Source organism: Variovorax sp. HJSM1_2, from assembly GCF_049316285.1.
Classification (GTDB): Bacteria; Pseudomonadota; Gammaproteobacteria; order Burkholderiales; family Burkholderiaceae_C; genus Rhodoferax_B.
In genome coordinates this window covers 140,925-160,120 of the sequence record NZ_JBMOXA010000004.1, presented here as the reverse complement: position 1 = coordinate 160,120, position 19,196 = coordinate 140,925, and the positions used below count along the sequence as shown (strand labels likewise).

General features: G+C 64.6%; 18 protein-coding genes. 2 read left to right on the top strand and 16 right to left on the bottom strand.

The genetic code is table 11. From position 1 onward, the window contains the following. Positions 1–83 precede the first annotated feature (83 nt). From gspF to gspG, 13 genes are all read right to left on the bottom strand, one after another. Positions 84–1,307, bottom strand: coding sequence for a type II secretion system inner membrane protein GspF (gene gspF / locus ACFQ95_RS06290; RefSeq protein ID WP_422829982.1), 1,224 nt, complete (start codon positions 1,305–1,307; stop codon positions 84–86). Between the two features lie 162 nt (positions 1,308–1,469). After that, a complete protein-coding gene (locus ACFQ95_RS06285; protein ID WP_422829981.1) occupies positions 1,470–3,650 on the bottom strand; it encodes an autotransporter-associated beta strand repeat-containing protein in 2,181 nt (726 codons plus the stop codon). A 294-nt stretch (positions 3,651–3,944) separates the two neighbouring features. Continuing rightward, complete coding sequence (locus ACFQ95_RS06280; protein WP_422829980.1) at positions 3,945–4,997, bottom strand: TRAP transporter substrate-binding protein; 1,053 nt, start codon at positions 4,995–4,997, stop codon at positions 3,945–3,947. Between the two features lie 157 nt (positions 4,998–5,154). Next, on the bottom strand, positions 5,155–6,543 hold the full coding sequence (locus ACFQ95_RS06275) for a GspE/PulE family protein (protein WP_422829979.1): 1,389 nt from the start codon (positions 6,541–6,543) through the stop codon (positions 5,155–5,157). A 3-nt stretch (positions 6,544–6,546) separates the two neighbouring features. Further along, the gene (gene gspD, locus ACFQ95_RS06270; RefSeq protein ID WP_422829978.1) at positions 6,547–8,910 is read right to left on the bottom strand and encodes a type II secretion system secretin GspD; all 2,364 of its coding nucleotides are present in this window, start codon (positions 8,908–8,910) and stop codon (positions 6,547–6,549) included. Between the two features lie 4 nt (positions 8,911–8,914). Beyond that, on the bottom strand, positions 8,915–9,733 hold the full coding sequence (gene gspN / locus ACFQ95_RS06265) for a type II secretion system protein N (protein ID WP_422829977.1): 819 nt from the start codon (positions 9,731–9,733) through the stop codon (positions 8,915–8,917). Positions 9,734–9,778: 45 nt separating this feature from the next. Beyond that, on the bottom strand, positions 9,779–10,318 hold the full coding sequence (gspM, locus tag ACFQ95_RS06260; protein WP_422829976.1) for a type II secretion system protein GspM: 540 nt from the start codon (positions 10,316–10,318) through the stop codon (positions 9,779–9,781). Next, on the bottom strand, positions 10,315–11,589 hold the full coding sequence (gene gspL / locus ACFQ95_RS06255) for a type II secretion system protein GspL (RefSeq protein WP_422829975.1): 1,275 nt from the start codon (positions 11,587–11,589) through the stop codon (positions 10,315–10,317). The genes gspM and gspL overlap by 4 nt, the downstream gene beginning before the upstream one ends. 45 nt (positions 11,590–11,634) lie before the next feature. Beyond that, positions 11,635–12,684 carry a type II secretion system minor pseudopilin GspK gene (gene gspK, locus ACFQ95_RS06250; RefSeq protein WP_422829974.1) on the bottom strand — a complete coding sequence of 350 codons (1,050 nt, stop codon included), beginning with the start codon at positions 12,682–12,684 and terminating at the stop codon, positions 11,635–11,637. Then, a complete protein-coding gene (locus ACFQ95_RS06245; protein WP_422829973.1) occupies positions 12,681–13,367 on the bottom strand; it encodes a PulJ/GspJ family protein in 687 nt (228 codons plus the stop codon). Before ACFQ95_RS06245 ends, gspK begins: the two co-directional genes overlap by 4 nt. Before the next feature lie 14 nt (positions 13,368–13,381). Then, positions 13,382–13,768 (bottom strand): type II secretion system minor pseudopilin GspI, encoded by a 387-nt coding sequence (gspI, locus tag ACFQ95_RS06240; RefSeq protein ID WP_422829972.1) that lies wholly within the window; start codon positions 13,766–13,768, stop codon positions 13,382–13,384. Next, positions 13,765–14,205: a prepilin-type N-terminal cleavage/methylation domain-containing protein gene (locus ACFQ95_RS06235; protein ID WP_422829971.1), complete on the bottom strand. Its 441-nt coding sequence runs from the start codon at positions 14,203–14,205 to the stop codon at positions 13,765–13,767. Before ACFQ95_RS06235 ends, gspI begins: the two co-directional genes overlap by 4 nt. A gap of 55 nt (positions 14,206–14,260) precedes the next feature. After that, positions 14,261–14,704, bottom strand: coding sequence for a type II secretion system major pseudopilin GspG (gspG, locus tag ACFQ95_RS06230; protein WP_422829970.1), 444 nt, complete (start codon positions 14,702–14,704; stop codon positions 14,261–14,263). A 61-nt stretch (positions 14,705–14,765) separates the two neighbouring features. On the opposite strand from gspG, the gene ACFQ95_RS06225 reads away from it, so the two are divergent. After that, positions 14,766–15,308: a type II secretion system protein N gene (locus ACFQ95_RS06225; protein WP_422829969.1), complete on the top strand. Its 543-nt coding sequence runs from the start codon at positions 14,766–14,768 to the stop codon at positions 15,306–15,308. Between the two features lie 114 nt (positions 15,309–15,422). Here the strand turns inward: ACFQ95_RS06225 and ACFQ95_RS06220 are convergent, their stop codons facing one another. From ACFQ95_RS06220 to ilvA, 3 genes are read right to left on the bottom strand one after another with little or no spacing between them, the layout of a single operon-like run. Beyond that, on the bottom strand, positions 15,423–15,971 hold the full coding sequence (locus ACFQ95_RS06220; protein WP_422829968.1) for a histidine phosphatase family protein: 549 nt from the start codon (positions 15,969–15,971) through the stop codon (positions 15,423–15,425). A gap of 1 nt (position 15,972) precedes the next feature. Beyond that, positions 15,973–16,800, bottom strand: coding sequence for an adenosylcobinamide-GDP ribazoletransferase (locus ACFQ95_RS06215; protein WP_422829967.1), 828 nt, complete (start codon positions 16,798–16,800; stop codon positions 15,973–15,975). Between the two features lie 7 nt (positions 16,801–16,807). Then, positions 16,808–18,421 carry a threonine ammonia-lyase, biosynthetic gene (gene ilvA, locus ACFQ95_RS06210; protein WP_422829966.1) on the bottom strand — a complete coding sequence of 538 codons (1,614 nt, stop codon included), beginning with the start codon at positions 18,419–18,421 and terminating at the stop codon, positions 16,808–16,810. 315 nt (positions 18,422–18,736) lie between these two features. Between ilvA and ACFQ95_RS06205 the strand changes: the two genes are divergently transcribed. Further along, positions 18,737–19,186 carry an OsmC family protein gene (locus ACFQ95_RS06205; RefSeq protein ID WP_422829965.1) on the top strand — a complete coding sequence of 150 codons (450 nt, stop codon included), beginning with the start codon at positions 18,737–18,739 and terminating at the stop codon, positions 19,184–19,186. The last annotated feature ends 10 nt before the right edge of the window (positions 19,187–19,196 follow it).

Sequence of the window (19,196 nt, the reverse complement as noted above, 5' to 3'; positions counted from 1 at the left end):
TTTGTCTTACGTCGGGCCGCTGGCGGCGCCCCTGCAAGGGCAAGCAGGCCACACGCAGTGGGCAAGCCTGGGGTGTTTAACAACTACCGGGCGAATTGGTTGAGCTGGATGATGGGCATCAGCACCGCCAGCACAATCAGCATCACCACCAGGCCCATGACCACAATCAGCAGCGGCTCCAGAATCGTCGCCAAGGCCATGGCGCGGCGCTGCACTTCGGTGCTGAGCTGGTTGGCGGCGCGTTGCAGCATCAGCGGCAACTGGCCGGTTTGTTCACCCAGGCGCGCGAACATGCTCACCAGGCCGGGAAAACGTTTCTTCTGCGCCATGGCCGAGGCCAGCGGCGCACCTTCACGCACCAGCACCAAGGCGTCCAAGGCGTCGGCGCGCATGGCGGTGTTGTTCAGGGTTTCGGCTGCGGCCTGCAAGGCGCGCAGCATGGGCACACCCGCCGAGGCCAGCATGGCCAGCGTGCCGGCAAAACGCGCGGCGTTGTAGCCGCGTGCCAGGCGGCCCACCAGGGGCAAAGTCAAAAAAGCGGCGTCGAACTTTTCGCGTATGGTCGGTCTGGCCAGCGCCAGCCTGGCGAAGATGCCGAACAGCACCAGCGCAATCAACAAGGCCCAACCGTAGTTACGCACAAAGTCGCTGATGGCCAGCATGGCCACGGTGAGAAAGGGCAGTGCACGTTTGGTGCCGGCAAACACGTTGGCCACTTGCGGCACCACGTAACCCACCAAAAACAGCACGATGACAATCGCCACCAAGGTGACGATGGCCGGGTAAAGCGATGCGCCAATCAGCTTGGCCTTGAGCGCCTGGCGCTCTTCCAGGTCGTCGGCCAGGCGCTCCAGCACCACGGCCAGGCTGCCGCTTTGTTCACCCGCGCCAATCACCGCCACGTAGATGCTGGAGAACTCGCGTGGATGCTGGCCCAGCGCCTTGGCAAACGAGGCGCCGGCGTTGACTTCGGCGCGCAGGGCGGCCAGCAGGTTGCGTTGGTTTTCTTCTTCGGCTTCATCGGCCAGGGCCGTGAGCGCGCGTTCCAGCGGCAGGCCCGAGCCCACCAGCCCGGCGAGTTGCCGAGTCCAGATCGCCAGGCCGGAGGGGCTGTAGACGCGGCGCTGCAGCCAAGCCGTGGCGCTGGCGCCGGCACCTGTGGCGCCAGTGTTCACCGGCTGCACCGCCAGCGGCACCAGGGCCTGGGCGCGCAGCAGGCTGCGCACGGCTTTGGCGGTGTCGGCCTCCATCACGCCTTTGCGGGGCTGACCGTTGGTGTCAAGGGCTTCGAAGGCGTAGGCAGGCATGGCGGATGTCGCGTGAAGGAGCCGTGATGTTAGCGCACGGGGAGATGTGGCGAATTCCCCTCTGGCCCATCGTGCGCACAAGGGGTTGCGTGTCTCAAAGGTGCAGCATGCATAAAGGGCCTGCGCGGCAAAGCCGCACAGGCCCTTGAGCCTTAGGCTTGTTTAACTGGCCAGCGTAATGGTCACACTGGTCGCGCCATAGGTGACGGTGGACTTGGCAAAGCCGTCCACAGCCACGCTGTCGAACTTGTTGTGCACGCCCTTGGCGGTCAGCACCACGATCTGGTCGCCAGCCTTGGGTGTGTAGCCATTGGCAAAAGTCAGCTTCAGCGCACCTGCCAATGCGGCGTGGTCGCCCACCACCAGGGTGCCAGCGGTGTTGCTGGAGAGCGCTAAGTTCAGCGTGCCGGACTTTTGTGTGTAGCTGCCCGTCACATTGACTTGGGTGCCGTTGGTGGCCAGCGTGCCGCCATCGACATACACCGCACCCGTGCCCATGGCGCTGGCCGAGTCAGCACGCAAGGTGCCTGCCGACACAATGGTCCCGCCGCTGTACTTGTTGGCGCCTGTTAATGCCAAGGTACCGGTTCCGCGTTTGGTCAACTTGCCTGCACCGCCGATGTCATTGCGCCAGCGGTCGAAGGTGCAAAAGCCCGAGACACAAAAGCCTTCAGTGCTGTTGTTCATGGTGACGGTCACGTCGGCCTCGAAGTTGCCGTAGCCGCTGGCTGCGTCAAAAAGGTTCAGGCGACCAAAGCCTTCTTCGTCATCCAGCACCGGGTAGCCCGAACCAATGGCGGTGGTTTTCAGCACGGCGCGCCGCTGGTCTGCGCTCAGATAGGGGAAGCGGGTTTCTAGCAGTGTTTCCATGCCCTTGGGCACCACGGCAGGCTTGCCGACCTTGCTGCTGTCTTGTGCAAAGCCGAAGGTCAGGCGTCGCAAGTAGTCGGCTTTGGCGGCGGCAAAATCTGCGAAACGGTCGTCGCTGACGCTTGCCGAGTGCGCCACATTCCATAGTTCCACGCCGTCGCTTGCGCCCACCTTGGCACGCAGCTGCGCTTGCGCTTGCGTGAACACCGCCAGGCGTTGCGCTTCGGTATAGACCAATCCGCGATCGCCTGCGCCTTTCAAAAACGGCATCCAGACCGACGAGCCGAGCATGCGACCGCCCATGACGCCAAGTGCCGAGTGCATGCCCGCACGGATGCGGTTTTCACCGGCTTCCAGGCCACGTGCCACCGCTTCGTGGAAGCGCTGCGGCGCCACGTAGGCAATGGCCGTCGAGTAGCGCACGAATTCGGCCGTGTGGCCACTGGGGAAGTCGGAGTCTTGTTGCGCACTGGTTTGTGCGGCTGCCGCATTGGCGCCGTTTGCGCGGCGTGTCAGCAGTTCGGGCAATACGGTGACCACAGGCAGGCTGCTGTCCGCCGCAGACCAGCGATAGGGGCGGGCGAACTTGTAGAAGCCCTTGGGGCCATTGTCAGAAGCAATGTTGCCAACGGTGGCGTTGTCGACAAAGGTGAGCACGGCACCGAACTCGGGGTTGGCGACGCTATTTGTGGTGCCCCATCCGGTCGCAGGATTTTTCGCCAGATCGTTCCAGGCTTGTCCCAGTGGACCCAGCGATCCGCCCATCACCGTACGGGTGATCTTGTTGCCGGTGTCATCCTGCACGATCTCTGTTTTCTGCGCCGCGGTATAGCTGGTTTGCGTGGTCAGCTTGGAGGAGTACGCCATGTTCTGCAGGAACAGGGCATTGTTTTTAATCGTCCCTGTGGTGCCGCCGCTGGGGGCTTGGCCCAGTGTGCCGTTGGTGTTGTCCGACGTGAGCACATGCCAGATGCCGTTCCAGCTGGTGAGCGCAAACATGTCGCACGCTTCCAGGCCGGCCACATTCAAATCCGCGGTGCTGGAACCGTTGGCAAAGATGCCCGCGTAGTCCGACGCTCTGAAACCGTTCATCTTGCGTTCGGAAGGTTCCCAGATATCAAGGAAGCCCGACAAAAAGCGCAGCGTGGAGTTGGTGGTGTTGTCGCCATAACAGGCGTTGTTGCCCGCAGGTGTTGCGTCATGCCTGCCGGAGTTGTAGACGGTGGCATCTTCACGGAACTTGGGCACGTCGGTGCGCGACGCCGGCATGTTGGTGGCCGCTTGCGGCGTCACGTTGATCACCTCGGTGCCTAGCCCTGCTGGTGGGCCGGGAATGGCATATGCGGCAGCTTCCGGCGCGATCATCTGTTCACCGCCGCCACCGCAGGCCGCCAGGGTCAACAAGGTTGCCAGGGCGGTGGCGTGCAGTGCGAATTTTTTTTGATGTGTGGGAAACCGAACAGAAATTTGCATACGCGAGCTAGAAGAAAAAATGGGTAGCCGCGCAGTCTTTGCAATCGCCATGAAAGCTTAATGACTATTCATTTGAATTTGTCCGGGTATTTGAGAAAGCAAGTTGGTTTTAGTGGGGCCGTTGCTGCAATGGTTTCAGCGTAGCCCTTAAACCGCGAGCTGATGCAATTCGGCGGTCAAGCGCCGACGGCCAATATCGTCACCGTGTGGGTGTTGGGCTTGTCGTGGCCTTGCGGGTGTTGCGCCATGTGTATTTCATGGCCACCGCGCAACAGCGGCCGAGGCCGCTGTCCGTCAGCTTGTGCTGCGTGTGTGCTGGTCGATCAGGCCCCGCGCGGTGTCCAGCAGGCGGTAGCCGCTGGCGCCGGACTGATCCATGGCCTCGGCCCACTCCACCTCGACCAGGCGCGACATGCTGCGGAACTTGCGCGCTTCGGCCACGTTCAGTGTGACGATGCTGTTGCCGTTCTTCACCGCCGCTTCACGGCCGATCACGTCCAGCGCCTGCATGGTTTTGCCGAAGCGGCCCGACGGGCCCATGCCGGAGTTGTTGTCTATCACCTTGCGCAGGTCGGCCGGCAGGGCGCTGTAACGCGCCTTGTTCATCACAAACATGAAGGTGCTGGTGTAGAGGCTGCCACCCGCGCTGGCAAATTCGGCGTGGAATTTGGTGAGCTGCTGGCCCTTGAACGACGGCAGGATTTCCCACGGCACGACACAGCCGTTGATCAGGCCTTTGCCCATGGCGTCGGGGATCTCGGTCACCGGCATGCTCAGCGAGGTGCTGCCCAGAAAAGTCAGCAGGCGATTGACCTGGCGCGTGGGGCTGCGCAGTTTGCGGTCGCGCATGTCTTCCACTTTCAGCACGGCGCGGTCGGCGGCATGGATCACCCCAGGGCCGTGCACGTAGGTGGCGAGTAACTGCACTTCCTTGAACTCATGGGGGGCGGCGGTCTGCACGTATTCCCACAGGGCTTTGGACGTGGCTTCGGGCTGCGTCATCATGAAGGGCAACTCGAACGCTTCGACGCGTGGAAAACGCCCCGGCGTGTAGCCGGTGAGGTTCATGGTCAGATCGATCTTGCCTTCGCGTACCTGGTCGTACAGCTGGGCTGGCGTGCCGCCCAGCTTCATGCTGGGGGTGGCTTCAATCCGCAGGCGGCCGTTGGATTCCTGTTCCACCTGGGTGATCCAGGGCCGGATGATTTCGCGCCATACACCGGCTTGCTCGGGCCAGAACGTGTGTAATTTGAGTGTGATGCTGGCTTGCGCGCGCAGGGGCAAGGCCACGGCCACCGCAGCAGCACTGGCGGTACGGAGAAGCGTTCGGCGGGTTGTGCTCGTCATAGGGCTGCGGTGAAAAGTAATTTTTTGTAATTCAATCACAGCCGCCTAGGTTAACGTCTGAATCGCCGTTTGGTGCAGTCCGGCGTTGGTTTCTCGCCCAACATGGCAAAAGACCGCGTGGTTGCGGCCTATCCCGCAGGCCGCGCAAGCCCGGCCGTCAGTCCCGGGTCACGCGCAGCAGCTCTTCCGGTGAGGTGATGCCGGCCGCCACCAGCCGGGCACCGTCTTCGCGCATCAACTGCATGCCGGCTTTGCGCGCGGCATCGCGAATGTCGGCCTCGGCGGCGCGGTTGTGGATTTGCGCGCGTATGGCGTCATCGGTCACCAGCAGCTCGAACACACCGGTGCGGCCCTGGTAGCCGGTGTGGCCGCAGGCCTCGCAGCCGGGGCCGCCACAAGCCGTGCAGAGTTTGCGCACCAGGCGCTGGGCCAGCACGCCGAGTAGCGAACTGCTCAGCAGGAAGGGCTCAACACCCATGTCGGTCAAACGTGTGATGGCGCTGGCGGCATCGTTGGTGTGCAGCGTGGCCAGCACCAGGTGGCCGGTGAGCGAGGCCTGGATGGCGATCTGCGCGGTCTCGAAGTCGCGGATTTCGCCGATCATGATCACGTCCGGGTCCTGCCGCAGGATGGCGCGCAGTGCCTTGGCAAATGTGAGGTCGATCTTGCTGTTGACCTGGGTCTGGCCCACGCCTGGCAGCTCGTATTCGATAGGGTCTTCCACCGTCATGATGTTGCTGCTGTGCGCGTCGAGTTCGCTCAGGGCGGCGTACAGCGTGGTGGTCTTGCCCGAGCCGGTGGGGCCGGTCACCAGGATGATGCCGTGTGGCTGGCCGATCAGGCTTTGCAGGCGCTGCAGCGCGTCGCCCTGCATGCCGACCGAGGTCAGTTGCAAGGTGCCACCGCTTTTGTCCAGCAGGCGCAGCACCGCGCGTTCGCCATGTGCGCTGGGCAGCGTGCTCACGCGCACGTCGACCGCACGGGTGCCTATGCGCAGGCTGATGCGGCCGTCCTGGGGCAGGCGTTTCTCGGAGATGTCGAGGTCGGCCATGATCTTCAGGCGCGAGATCAGAGCCGCGTGCAAGGCGCGGTTGGGCTGCACCACTTCGCGCAGTGTGCCGTCGACGCGGAAGCGCACGCTGGAATGGCGCTCATAGGGTTCGATGTGGATGTCGCTGGCGCCGTCGCGTGCGGCCTGGGTCAACAGGGCGTTGAGCATACGGATGATGGGCGCGTCGTCGCTCATCTCCAGCAAGTCTTCCACCGCGGGCAGCTCCTGCATCATGCGCGACAGATCGGCGTCGCTTTCGACCTCGCTCACCACGGACGCTGCGCTCGACTCACCCTGCGCATAGGCCGCGCTGATGCGTTGCGCCAGGGCGTCGGCCGGCAGTGTTTCCACCTGGCGCACGTCGTACTTGCGCATGACCTCACCCAAGGCGCTGGGTGGTGTGCCGGCGTGCAACCACAGGGTGAGTGTGCCCAGGTTGTCCTCCAGCAGCAGTTGCTGGCCGCGTGCAAAAGCGTAGGGAAGTGGGTGGCGCATGGTTTAACGCAGGGGCTCGGCGGCGGGGGCGACAGGGGCCACTGGGACCACAGGGGCTACGGGCACTGCTGCAGGTACTGGCACGCTGCCATCCAGGCGCACCTCGGTGCTGATGCCCATGGGTTTGGGCGGATTCAGCGCGGGGCGCGTGCCGGGGGTGTTGACGTTGGGCGCGGCGGGGTTCACGGTGCTCAGTATGGGCGCCTCGTTTACCGGCAGCATGGCGTTTTGCGCCGGCTGGTTGCGCTCCTGCACGCCGCGCATCAGGTCGTAGCGGTCCATCGACATGGCGTTGGTTTCGCTGGTGTCGCGCATCACGACCGGGCGCAGGAACACCATCAGATTGGTTTTCCTGCGCGAGCGGGCCTCGCTCTTGAACAGTTGGCCCAGCACCGGCACGTCGCCGATGTAGGGCACCTTGTCCTGGTTGCCCGCGTATTCGTCCTGCAGCAGGCCACCGATGACAACGATGTTGCCGTCGTCCACCAGCACGGTGGATTCAATCGAGCGTTTGGTGGTGGTGGGGCCGTTGCTGTTCAATTCGGTGCCCGACTTGACGCTCGAAGTCTCCTGGTAGATCACCAGTTTGACGGTGCCGTTTTCGTTGATCTGCGGTTTCACGCGCAGCGTCAGGCCCACGTCCTTGCGCTCCACGGTGGTGAACGGGTTGACCGAGCCGTTGCTGGTGTTGTTGCTGGTGTACGAGCCGGTGACGAAGGGCACGTTTTCGCCGATGACGATCTTGGCTTCTTCGTTGTCCAGCGTCAGCAGGTTGGGCGTGGACAAGACGTTGCCGTCGCCGTTGGTCTGCAGGTAGTTGGCCAGGAAGCCGAGCACATAGACGCCGGCGGTCTTACGCACCACACCCAGGTTGGCGCCGGTAGAAGGCAGGGTGGTGCTGGTGGAAATGCTCGAGCCGTTCAACGCCAAGTCAATGATGTTGGCCGTGCCGCCGGTGCTGAAGTTGGTGCCTAGCACACCTATGGTCTTGCTGTTCGAGTTGCCCAGCACACCCTGCCACTGAATACCGAACTGCGCGGCCTTCTCGGCGTTGACTTCGACGATCAGGCTTTCCACCAGCACCTGTGCGCGGCGGCCGTCGAGCTGGTCGATCACGGCACGGATCTGCCGGTATTGCGGCTCGGGCGCGGTGATGATCAGCGAGTTGGTTGACGGGTCGGCCTGGATCTGCCCGCCGGTGGACGGCTGGTTGCTGTTGCTGCTGTTGAGCGTGGGGCCGGAATTGCCCGCGCTGCTGGTGCTGCTGGTGGAGCCGGTGTTCAGGCTGGTGTTGCTCAGGCCGCTGCTGCTGTTGCTGGAACTCAGGCCGCTGCTGGTGCTGCTGCTGGTGCCACCACTGCTGCCCAGGCTGCCACTGCTGATGGCTGCGCGCAAGGTCACGGCGAGTTTGGTCGCGTCGGCGTTCTTCAGGTAAACCACGTGGATGTTGCCGGTGTCTGCGCCTTTGCCGTCGCTGCTTTGGGCCGCGGGTTGGTCCAGGCGTGCGATCAGGCTGCGTGCCAGGCTCAGGCGTGCGGGGTTGGCGGCGCGCAGGATCACGGCGTTGCTGCGCGGCTCGGCCAGCAGCGTGGTTTTATAGGAAGAGTCGCTTTGCCCGGCGGTGGCGGCCGCTGCAGCCGTGGCAGCGCCCGATTCCAGCAGGCGCGTGAGCAGGGGCACGAGGTCGGACGCAATCGCGTGGCGCAGCGGAATGACTTCCAGGTCGGTGGCGTTGGACACATCCGACGCCGCGATGATGCGGCTGATGCGGCTCAGGTTTTCGGCGTAGTCGGTGATCACCAGCGAGTTGTTGCCGGGGTTCACGTTGATGGTGTTGTTCGGGCTGATCAGCGGGCGCAGCACCGGCACCAGGTTGTTGGCCGACTCGTAATTGAGTTTGAAGATCTGTGTGACGATCTGGTTGCCTGCGGCTCCAGCCGGTGTGCCGGCGGCAGACACCGTTTCAGGGCCGGCTTGCAGCTTGGCATCGGCCTCGGGCACGATTTTGTCCAGCCCGGCCGACTGCACCATGGTGAAGCCCTGCAGGCGCAGCGCCGCCAGGAACTGGTTGTAGGCCACGCCAGGCGCCACGGGGCGCTCGGTGTTCAAGGTGATGCTGCCTTTGACACGCGGATCAACCACCACGTTGCGCCCGGTGATGGCCGACATGGTGCGCGCCACGGCTTCGATGTCGGCGTTGGCAAAGTTCAGCGTGACGGGCTCGGTGCGTGCTGCAGGTGCGGCGGCGCGGCCGTTGGCTTGCGCCACAGCGTTTAAGGAAAAAGTGCCCGTCAGGCACGCTACCAATGCGCAAGCGGCTATGGAAGTCATAGCGAGTGGGTGGCGGCTGGAATCTGGCTTGGTCATGCGGTTAACCCACTTGGAGAATAGAGCGGTCGCCTTCGCGGCGGCCGAGAATGTTCAAAAGATTGGAGAGCGCGTTCAGATTGTCGGGGGCGGACGTGGCCTCCCCGCGAAAACGCAGCCTCCCGCCCACCCATTCGCCGTTGCCGCTGAGTTGCAGGGGGCTGTTGGCAAGAGTTTCAAGTTTCAGGCGCAGGGTTTGGCCGCCGGTCATGGTGACACGGTAGCTGCCCATGGGCTTGACGGTGGACAGGCGCGAAGAGATGGCCTCTGCTTCCAGCAGTGCCAGCCCGCTCATCTGCAGACGGCCGGCGTTGACCTCTATTGCCATGGCACGGGTCGACAGACGCAACACACCCTCGGGCTGCAAGGTGTTCCAGGGTGTGCCCAGGCCCGCCAGCAAGGCGGCGGGCAGCGCCGCGCTGGCATCGCTCAACATCAGCTGCAGGCCGGCCCAACGCGGTGCCAAGGCCGCCTGTAGTGGCTGGGCCATGCAGCACTGGGCTTGCCACACGGTGCGAATGGCCGGACCGCTGAGCCCCCAGCCTGGGCGTATGTGCCAGCTCAGGCGTTCGGGCAGTGCGGTCTGGTCGCGGCTGCCGGCGCCGCCGGTCAATACTAGCTGGGCCGAGCCATCCCATACCGTGCCGCGGGGGTCGGCCAGGTGTACCTGGCCGGCGCTGGCGCTGGCCACGGCCGAGGCCAGCCAGCGTGCCGGCGCAAACAGCAGCAGGGCCAGCAGCAATCCCACGGCGGCACCCGCGCCGGCCCAGCGCCAGGGTGCGACCGGCGGCGTTGGTGTGGCAGACGAAACGGTACGGCGCATCGGGTTCACGGCTTCAAGCAAGGCATGTCAGCAAAAGCATGTGCATCAACGTGAGGGCAGGCTCATCACCAAGCTGCCATCCCAGGTGGGGCCGCCGGCGGGCACGGCACCTGGGCTGCGCACCAGGCGCACCTCGGAGGGCAAGGCCCGCGCGTTGATGCGGGCTTGCGCCAGCCAACGCGCCAGGGCGTCGGCCGATGCACCTTTCAGGGTGACGGTGGCGCGATCACCGACCACCTGCAACTGGCCCGTGCTGCCCAGGCGCTGGCGTACCGAGGCTTCCAGGGCACGCAGCGCTTCTTCAAAACCCATCTTGGGTTGGCTTTGCAGGGTTTGCGCCTCGGCTTGCAGGCGCTGCATGGTTTGCAACTGCGCATCAAGCGTGTGGTGCTGGGCTTCGGCGTTGCGCAGCGTGGCCAGGGCCGGGGCCAAAGCCAGCCACCACACCAGGGCCAGCAGCAACAAGGCGCCGGCCAGGGCCACGCTGCGGCGCTCGCGTGGCGCCAAGCGTGTCCATTGGGTTTGCAGTGGCTGAAGTGTTTGAGAAAGGGCTGAGGGCATGGCCGAATGGTTGTGGGCGCTCATGGCTGGGCGCGTTTGGGTACGGCAGGTTGCAGGGTGAGCTGGTCGCCTTCGGTTTTGGCCTGGAAGCCCATGGTGGCCAGCAGGCCGGCCAACTGCTCGCGTGCCGGCTCCAGGCCGGTGCCACGGAACACGCCGGTGCTGCCGTTGAACTCCACGCCGGTGAGCGCAAAACTTTCCACCGATACACTGGCCGTACCCAAGGCCGACAACATGCCTTCCAGGTCGTGGCCGGTGGAGGCGCCGGTGGCCTGGCGCAACAGCACCAGTTCACGCTCCATTTGTACCGGTGCGTCGACCACCACCTTCACATGCGGAAAGGTTTGCACCAGCGTGCTGCGCACGGCGTTGCGTTGTGCTTCCAGGCTGGCGGATTCTTTCCAGGCCCAGGCGTTGAGCCCTATCACCTGGGCGGCGACCAACAGGCCTATGCCCCAGCGTGCGGCGCGCCACTGCGGTGCACGCAAGCCTTGCTGCAGCCACTGCGTGCCGCGCTTCATCAGGCGATTGCTGCCCGAGGCGTTGAATTCGAACTGCGCCAGATCCCATGGCGAATGTGCGGCATCGACCCAGCGTTGCGCATTGGTGCGCAACACGGCGGGGTGGCCGCTGAGTTGTTCGGTGAGGGCGGCCACCAGCGGCTCGGCCACCAGCGGCGGTGGTGCGGCTTCTGCAGCGGTCAGCGCCAGGGTGGTGGCGCTCAGCGGCAGCAGGCGCACGCCGTGCGCACTGGTGTGAACCAACTGCGCGTGTTCGGGTGTGCCCAGGGCTTGCAGCGGCTGGGGTGTGTCGTCGGCAGCGGGCGCGAACTCGGGCACGATGCGCAGCACCTGGCACTTGGCGGACTCCAGGGTGGCGAGTGCGGCACGCAACCAGGCGCGTTGGCATACCGCCACCCACACCGGCGCACCATCCACCGCCCCCGGTTGCACGGCGAAGTGCAGGGTTTCGGGTTCTTCGAGCAGGCGGTCTTCGAGCAGGCCTTCGAGCACCGCGCGCAGGCGCGGCGTGCCGCTGCTGCCGGACAAGGCGCTGCGCGGCAGGCTGCCACGCGGCAACTCCAGCCGGTGCCACGACAAGGCTTGCACCGGCACCACCGCCACCACGGCAGTGGCCGCCGCCGCATTTTTGCCACGCGAGGGCAGCACCGAGGCGGGTGCGCGGTCGTGTTGGGCAGGTGCGCGGTCGTCCTCCGTCCAGACATAGTCGAACGCAGTGGCGGGGCTGAAGGCTTCCGCGGCAAGCGGCGGAAGCAGGACGATAAGGGTGCTCATGAACGGAATTGGTCGGCCATTGTAGAGAGGGGATATGACGGTTGCTTACGGGCCGGCGGCACTGCTAGGGTTTGCCGCAGTGCGCTCGCGCCAGAGCGTGGTCACCGTGGAGCCGCTGCGGTTCACCAGGGAGTGTTCCACCACGGTGAGGTCGCCCAGACGCAGCCGGCCGTAGATTTCAAAATAGCTCGAGGCCACGCCCAGGTTGTTGGCGTCTATGTTCTCGATACCCAGCCGGGTGGCGGCGTCCGATGGGCTGCTGAAGGGGTTGCGCGCGCGTGCCGCCACGGCTTGTTGCGCGCCGTCACGGCCCAGCGTCGGCAGCACCGCCGCGAGTACTTCCGCGGGGGCGGTGTTGAGGTTCACCGGTGTGGCGTTGGGCAGCACGGTGACATAGGCCTGCAAGGCCTGCAGCGTGCGGCTGGACAGTCCCAGCCAGGTGAGCTGCGCAATGCGCTGGGGCAGCAGGGGGGCGGTGCTGGCGCTTGTGGCGTCGCTGCCTGCGCTACCGGCGGATGCCGCACTGGCGGCGCTGGCAGGGGCACCGGTGCTGCTGCTGGTTTGGCTAGACACTTTCGCCAGGCGCAGGTTTTCAGCCATCATGGTGAGCTCACCTACCGGCAGGTTCAGGCTGCTGAACAGGCGCTCGAAATGCGCCAGCTGGGTTTCTGAGAGTTTGGCACCATCGATCAGATTCATCACGTTCATGCGCGACTGGGCATCGATGATCTGACCCGACAAGAAAGCCGCGTTGGCAGCATCGTCGCCACCGTCGTCGCTGACCACGTGTTCGCGGTCGGCGGCCAGAAAGGTCGACAGGCGGGACTCCTGCAGCGGCACGGCCCAGGGCTCACCCAGGTGGTCAATGGCATTGTTGCCACGCGCGCGCGCGTCTTCTCGCAGGATCAGCCGACCCCAGTCGAGTGCGCCGGTGAGCACCCAGGAAGTCTGCACACGCGAGCGCTCGGCGCTTTCCACCTCTACGCTGCGCCACTGCTGCCACAGCGACGCGGCGGCCAGTGTGGCGACCAGGGCCACGGTGAGCATGGCCATGAGCAGGGCCGCACCGCGCTGGTGATAACGACCAGCGTTCATGACTTGCCGCCGCCGACCGTGGGGCGGACCCAGTCGACGGTGAGGTTGCCCGAGATCGGCAGGCCGGCAGGCAGCGACAGCTCCAGCCGCACACCGCGTGGAATGGCCGCGTCCAGCTGAGCGGCGAGCCCGCTATTGCCGCCGGTGTTGGTGTTGCCGGTGCTGGAGAGCGGGTTGCTCCAGGTGTTGTCGCGGAAGAAGAAGATGCGCCAGTCGGCCATGGGTGTGACCACCACCTCGCGGCGCTTTTGTTCTGCGCCGGGGTTTTGCGCCCACAGCGTGGCTTGTTCCCAGGCTTGGGCGCGTTCGGCGCGGGTCAGCACCGGCGGGCTTTGCCAGCGCAGCCATTGGTCTTGGCCGTCGATGTTGCGCCGCGCCCAGGCCACCACCAGCGCGCCGTTGTCGGCCGGGTTGCTGCTCAGGCGCAGCAAACGCAGGCTGCGGCCGTCCCACTCCATGGGGCTGGTGCCGGCCAGGTCGACCACGGCGTCTAGGTCGGCCTTCCATTGGGACAGGCCCGCCTGCAACGACAACACGTCGTCGGCACGTTGTTGGGTTTGCTGCTGGGTGCGCAGCATGGTGTCCAGGCCCTGCCAGCTCAGCACCGCCAGTATCGCCATGACGGACAGCGCCACCAGCAACTCGACCAAGGTGAAGCCGCGCGAATTTGAGGGCCTAGGCATGGAAAGCTGACGCATCAGAAGCGCCCCACGATGGTGGTCAGGCGCAGCACCGGCGAATCGCCGTTCAGCACCACGGCGTCGACCCGGCGAAAACTCGGGTTGGGCGTGGGGCGCACCGCGATGTTCACCTGCAGCGCCAGACCCGCCTGTTCGCAGGCCTGGGTGCTGTCGCCGACGTTGGGCATTTGTGTCGACAGGCGTACCTTGACCAATTCGTTCTCGGCGCACAGCTGGGCCAGCAGCACATCCGACTGGCGTTGCGCATTGGTGGTGAGGGCGCTGCTGGCGCGCAGGCCGGCGAGCAGCGCCACGGCAACGATGCCCAACGCCACCAGCACTTCGACCAGCGTGAAGCCAGCGTAGCGGCCACCTGCGCGCAGCATGCGCTTTGGGCTTTTCATGGCGGCAGCACTTTGAACGGCCGTACACCGTCGGTGGCCACGCGCAGAATCTGCCCGGGCTGTTGCGCTGACGCCAAACGCACTTCTTGTGGCGCGATGATGGGCTCGGGCCCTAGCACCAGCACCGCGCCGGGTGTGGCCACGGTGTCGGCGGCGAGCCATTGGCTGGGCGGGTTGCCGCCCGCCAGCCCTTCGAAACGAAAACCTTCGGGCAACACGCGCCAGCGCACCGGCACACCGCTGGCCCGTGACTGGGCACGCGCCGCATCCAGCAAGGCGGCGAGACGGTCGGCATCCCGCGTGAGCAGCGTCTGGCTGTTGTCGCGGATCGCCAAACCGACACCGGCACTGGCCAGCGCCACGATGGCGACCACCACCATCAGCTCCAGCAAAGTGAAGCCGCGGGTCCTGGCGATGGTGCGGTGTAGGTGGCGCAAGCTGCGTTCTGCCCTGAGGCGGGCAAAGCTGTGGAGGAACTTGGCGGGCGCTGGCTTATTGCCAGCTGCCGATGTCGGCGTTTTTGCCTTCACCGCCAGACTGGCCATCGGCACCGAACGACATCACATCAATCTCGCCCTTGATGCCCGGGTTGAGGTATTGGTAGGCGCGGCCCCAGGGGTCGTTGGGCAGCTTGTCGATGTAGGGCTTCCAGTTGGCCGGCACGGGGTTGGTGCTGGGCTTGGCGACCAGCGCCTGCAGGCCTTGTTCACCCGTGGGATAACGTTGGTTGTCGAGACGGTAGAGCTTGAGCGCTTGCATCAGGTTGTTGACGTCGGTGCGTGCGGCGGTGGTGCGTGCGTCGTCGGCGCGGTCCAGCACATTGGGCACGATGAGCGCGGCCAGGACACCAATGATGACCAGCACCACCATCAATTCGATCAAGGTAAAGCCGCGTTGGAGGCGTTGGCGCAGGCTGGAGGAAACGGAGTTTGGCATGTGGGAATGGGCGATGGTGGGGCGCAACAAAATGGTCATTGCCTTCCATCATAATCGGCGCATGTTACTGAATATGCAGGATGGCGCTGGCGCACGCTGGCGGGTGCGCGGCGTGACCTTCGTGGTTTGGGCTGCGGCATTGGCCAGCGTGGTGTTCTGGGGGCTGAAAGCGACCTCGTCGCCGGGTGGCCCGCAGGCGGCCGTGATGCCCGCTGCCGTGACACCCGTGGACTCGAACCAGGTCGCCCGGCTGCTTGGCGCGCGCGCGGTGTCAACGGCTGCCGTGGCCGCGCCGAATCGTTTTGCGCTGGTTGGCGTGATCACCGGCGCGCCTCACGGCGCCGCGTTGATCGCCATCGACGGCCAAGCGGCCAAGCCCTTCCGGGTCGGTGCTGCGCTGGAGCAAGACCTGCTGCTGCAATCGGTGTCGCCACGCCGTGCGGTGCTGGCGCGCAGCATGGATGGCCCGGCGGTGGCCACGCTGGAGGTGCCTTTGCCCAAGAACACCGGGCCAAGCGGGATGCCGGTAGCGGTGCCCGTGCCTGCGGCCATGCCTGGGCCTCAGGCCATTCCTATTCCAGCGGAAGTGACCACCGGCAGTTAAGTACGGAAAAGGGGCCGGAAGAGTGTCACGGCCAGTTAGCTCCTGAGCGTTGGAGGCCCACCATAAGCCTGTCGCCGGTGGGGCGCAAGTTGCGCTGCGCTGCAGCGGCCAGTGTTATGCGAGATTCAGCACAACATATTCGCCGAATCCTGGTCCTTCTTTCGGCCACTCGTGGGCTTGGGTGACTGGTTGGCCTGTGGCCACCAACGATGCCGCACGTGCCACGCCGGCGTGGCTGATCCACAGACTGTCGCGACCGCTGCGGCGCACGTCATCCAATGCCGAGGCCACACGCGCCATGAAGATCTGCAGACTTTCGCCGCCGCCCGGCGCATGGCTGGCGAACTGCGCTGTCCAGGCGGCCAGGGCCTGGGGGTCTATGACATCCCAGGCTATGCCCTCCCAAGCGCCAAAGTGCATTTCCATCAGCCGTGTATCCGGCATGGATGGCAAATCAAGCCTTTGGGCTTTCAGCGCAAGCGCAAGCTGCTCACATCTTTGTAGCGGTGAGTGGGTCACGACCAAAGCCTGCGGCAGGTCCTCGGCCAAGTGGCGCGCAGCTTGTTGGGTGGCGTCCTTATCGGCGGCCACGTCAAGCTGGCCGTAGCAGGTGCCGGCGGCGATCAGCGGTACGGCATGGCGGGCGATCCATAAGCGGGGCATGTCAAGCTGCCAACGAAGAAACGGTGAGGGCCGCGCCGAGGTAGAAGGCGATTTCGCACAACTGCTGCGTGGCGCCCAGGCCGTCGCCGGTAAAGCCCCGGATGCGGCGCTGCAACAGGCGGCGCATCCATACCAGGGCGAGCAGGGCGCAGACCACGCCTGCTCCTGTAAAGAGAGCGCCTTGCGCAACCACTGCAAGCGCCAGCGGCACAAAACACCATAAAAGCGCCACCGCCAGCGCGGCCTTGCTCATTTGGTCGGCCAGGGGTTTGCTCTTGGAGGTGGCGGTGTCGCCCACGTGCGGCAGGGTGTGCACCAGCACCAGCGGGCACCAGCGCGACCAGACGTGGCCCGCGCCCAAGGCTGCCAACAACGCGCTGAGGCTGTGTGCACCCAACAGCGCGAGCAGCGCCACCTTGGTGAGCAAGGCCAGTACCAGGGCGATGGCGCCATAGGCGCCGATGCGCGAGTCCTTCATGATGTCGAGCGCGCGTGTTCTGTCGGCGCTGCCGCCCAGGCCATCGGCCACATCGGCCAGGCCGTCTTCGTGGAAGGCGCCGGTAAGCCAAACGGTGGCCACAGTGCTCAGCACCGCAGCGAGCAAGGGACCGTAGGGCAAGTGGCCCCATAGGGTGCTACAAACCGCTGCCACACCACAGGCCCAAATCGCAGCCAGCCAGCCCACACCCGGGAAATGCGCCGCGCTGGCGCGCAACATCGCCGGGCTGAAACCCACCCACGCGGCCAAGCGCCCCGTGACCGGAATACGCGTGAAGAACTGCACCGCCAGCAGGTAGTGGCGCACGAAGTTGCCGCTGGGTTCACACACGCGCGGCTCAGCTCCGCAAAAACAGTTGATAAGCCGGGTTGTTGGTTTCTTCGACGTAGGGGTAGCCCAGCGAGTCGAGGAATTTCTGGAACGCCTTGTGGTCCGCCGTGGGCACTTGCACACCAACCAAGGTGCGGCCGTAGTCCGAGCCCTGGTTGCGGTAGTGGAACAGGCTGATGTTCCAGTTGGGCCGCATCATCGACAGGAACTTCAGCAGCGCGCCCGGCCGCTCGGGGAAAACGAAGCGCAGCAGGCGTTCGTCGTGCGCCAGGCCGCTCAGGCCGCCGACCATGTGGCGCACGTGTTCTTTGGCCAGTTCGTCGTGAGTCAGGTCCAGGGTCTTGAAGCCCTGCTTGCTGAAGTTGCGCGCGATTTTGGTCGATTCACCCGCACCGTGTGTCGTCAAGCCGACGAACAGGTGCGCGCGTTGTGCATCGCTGATGCGGTAGTTGAACTCGGTCACGTTACGCGGGCCGCCGGGCAACGAACCCACAGCCTCGCAGAAACGGCGGAAGCTGCCGCGTTCTTCGGGAATGGTCACGGCAAACAGGGCTTCACGCTCTTCACCCACCTCGGCGCGCTCGGCGACGAAGCGCAGGCGGTCGAAGTTCATGTTGGCGCCGCACAGGATCGCGGCATAGGTTTCGCCCTTGGTCTTGTGTGTGGCAGCGTATTGTTTGATGGCGGCCACGGCCAGCGCGCCCGAGGGCTCGACGATGCTGCGTGTGTCGACAAAAATGTCCTTGATGGCGGCGCAGACGGCGTCCGTGTCCACCGTCACATAGTCGTCCACCAGGTGGCGTGCCACGCGGAAGGTTTCTTCGCCCACCAGTTTCACGGCCGTGCCGTCGGCAAACAGGCCCACGTCGGGCAAGGTCACGCGCTTTTTGGCGTTGACGGACTGCAGCATGGCGTCCGAATCAATGGTCTGCACACCAATCACTTTGATTTCGGGACGCACGGCCTTGATGTAGTTGGCCACGCCGGAGATCAGTCCGCCGCCGCCGATGGCAACAAACACCGCGTCTAGCTTTTGTGAGCCCAGGCTTTGCAACTGGCGCAGGATTTCCATGGCAATGGTGCCTTGGCCGGCGATGACGTCGGGGTCGTCAAACGGGTGCACAAAGGTCAGGCCTTGCTTCTTTTGCAGCACCAGGGCGTGTTGATACGCATCGGAGTAACTGTCGCCGAACAAGGCCACTTCGCCGCCGAGTCCGCGTACCGCGTCCACTTTTACGCTGGGGGTGGTGGTGGGCATCACGATCACCGCGCGGCAGCCCAGCTTGTGTGCACTCATGGCCACGCCCTGGGCGTGGTTGCCGGCCGAGGCGCAGATCACGCCGCGCTTCAATTGCTCGGGCGTGAGGTGGGCCATCTTGTTGTAGGCACCACGCAGCTTGAAGCTGAACACGGGTTGCTGGTCTTCGCGCTTGAGCAGCACCGTGTTGTGGATACGCTTGCTCAGGTTTTTCGCGGGCTCCAGCGCCGATTCAATGGCCACGTCGTACACGCGCGCGGTCAGAATCTTCTTCAGATAGTCGGCGGGGGTCAGTGGTTTCGCACGTGCAGTGGTGCGGGGTGCGGCTTTGGCGCGGGGGGCGGAAGAGGATGCGGGCTTCATGGTCTTGGGCGAAACGAGACAATCTGAGGGCTGAACGAGCCTTCGATCATAGAACGCCGCCGAAACCCGACCCGAATGCATGAAAACGCGGCACAAAGAAAAAAGCCCCGAGTCTTGCAACTCGGGGCTAAATCCACCTTTTCGGAGGGTGGAGGAGACAAACGGTGCACAAACCAAAGTGTCTGTGCGATGGGATAGAGTATAGCTATTGTTTGCTGCGTTGCAACATGTTGCGCAAATACGACTGTGATTTAGTTCGCATTATTAGTAATTGTGGATGGCGGTAAGCCGGATTAATTAACCGAAAGAAAAGCAATGGAATGCACAGTGAGTTGGACGGGCGCCTCGGGAACGCGCTCTGGCATGGGTTTTGTGGCCGAAACCGGCAGTGGCCATGTCCTGATGATGGATGGCGCACCGGATGCCGCCAAACCTGAAAACGGTGGCCAAAACCTGGCGCCGCGCCCCATGGAAACCGTGCTGGCCGGCACCGGCGGCTGTACGGCCTATGACGTGGTGCTGATCTTGAAGCGTGGCCGCCATGATGTGCGCGGCTGCTCGGTCAAGCTCACGTCGGAGCGTGCGGACGTGGATCCAAAGGTGTTCACCAAGATCAACATGCACTTCACGGTTACGGGCAAGGGCATTCCGGCCCAGGCGGTGGAACGTGCGGTGGCGTTGAGCCACGAAAAATATTGTTCGGCCAGCATCATGCTGGCGAAAACCGCCGAGATCACGACCAGCTTTGAGGTGCTGGAGGCCTGATCTCCCTTGT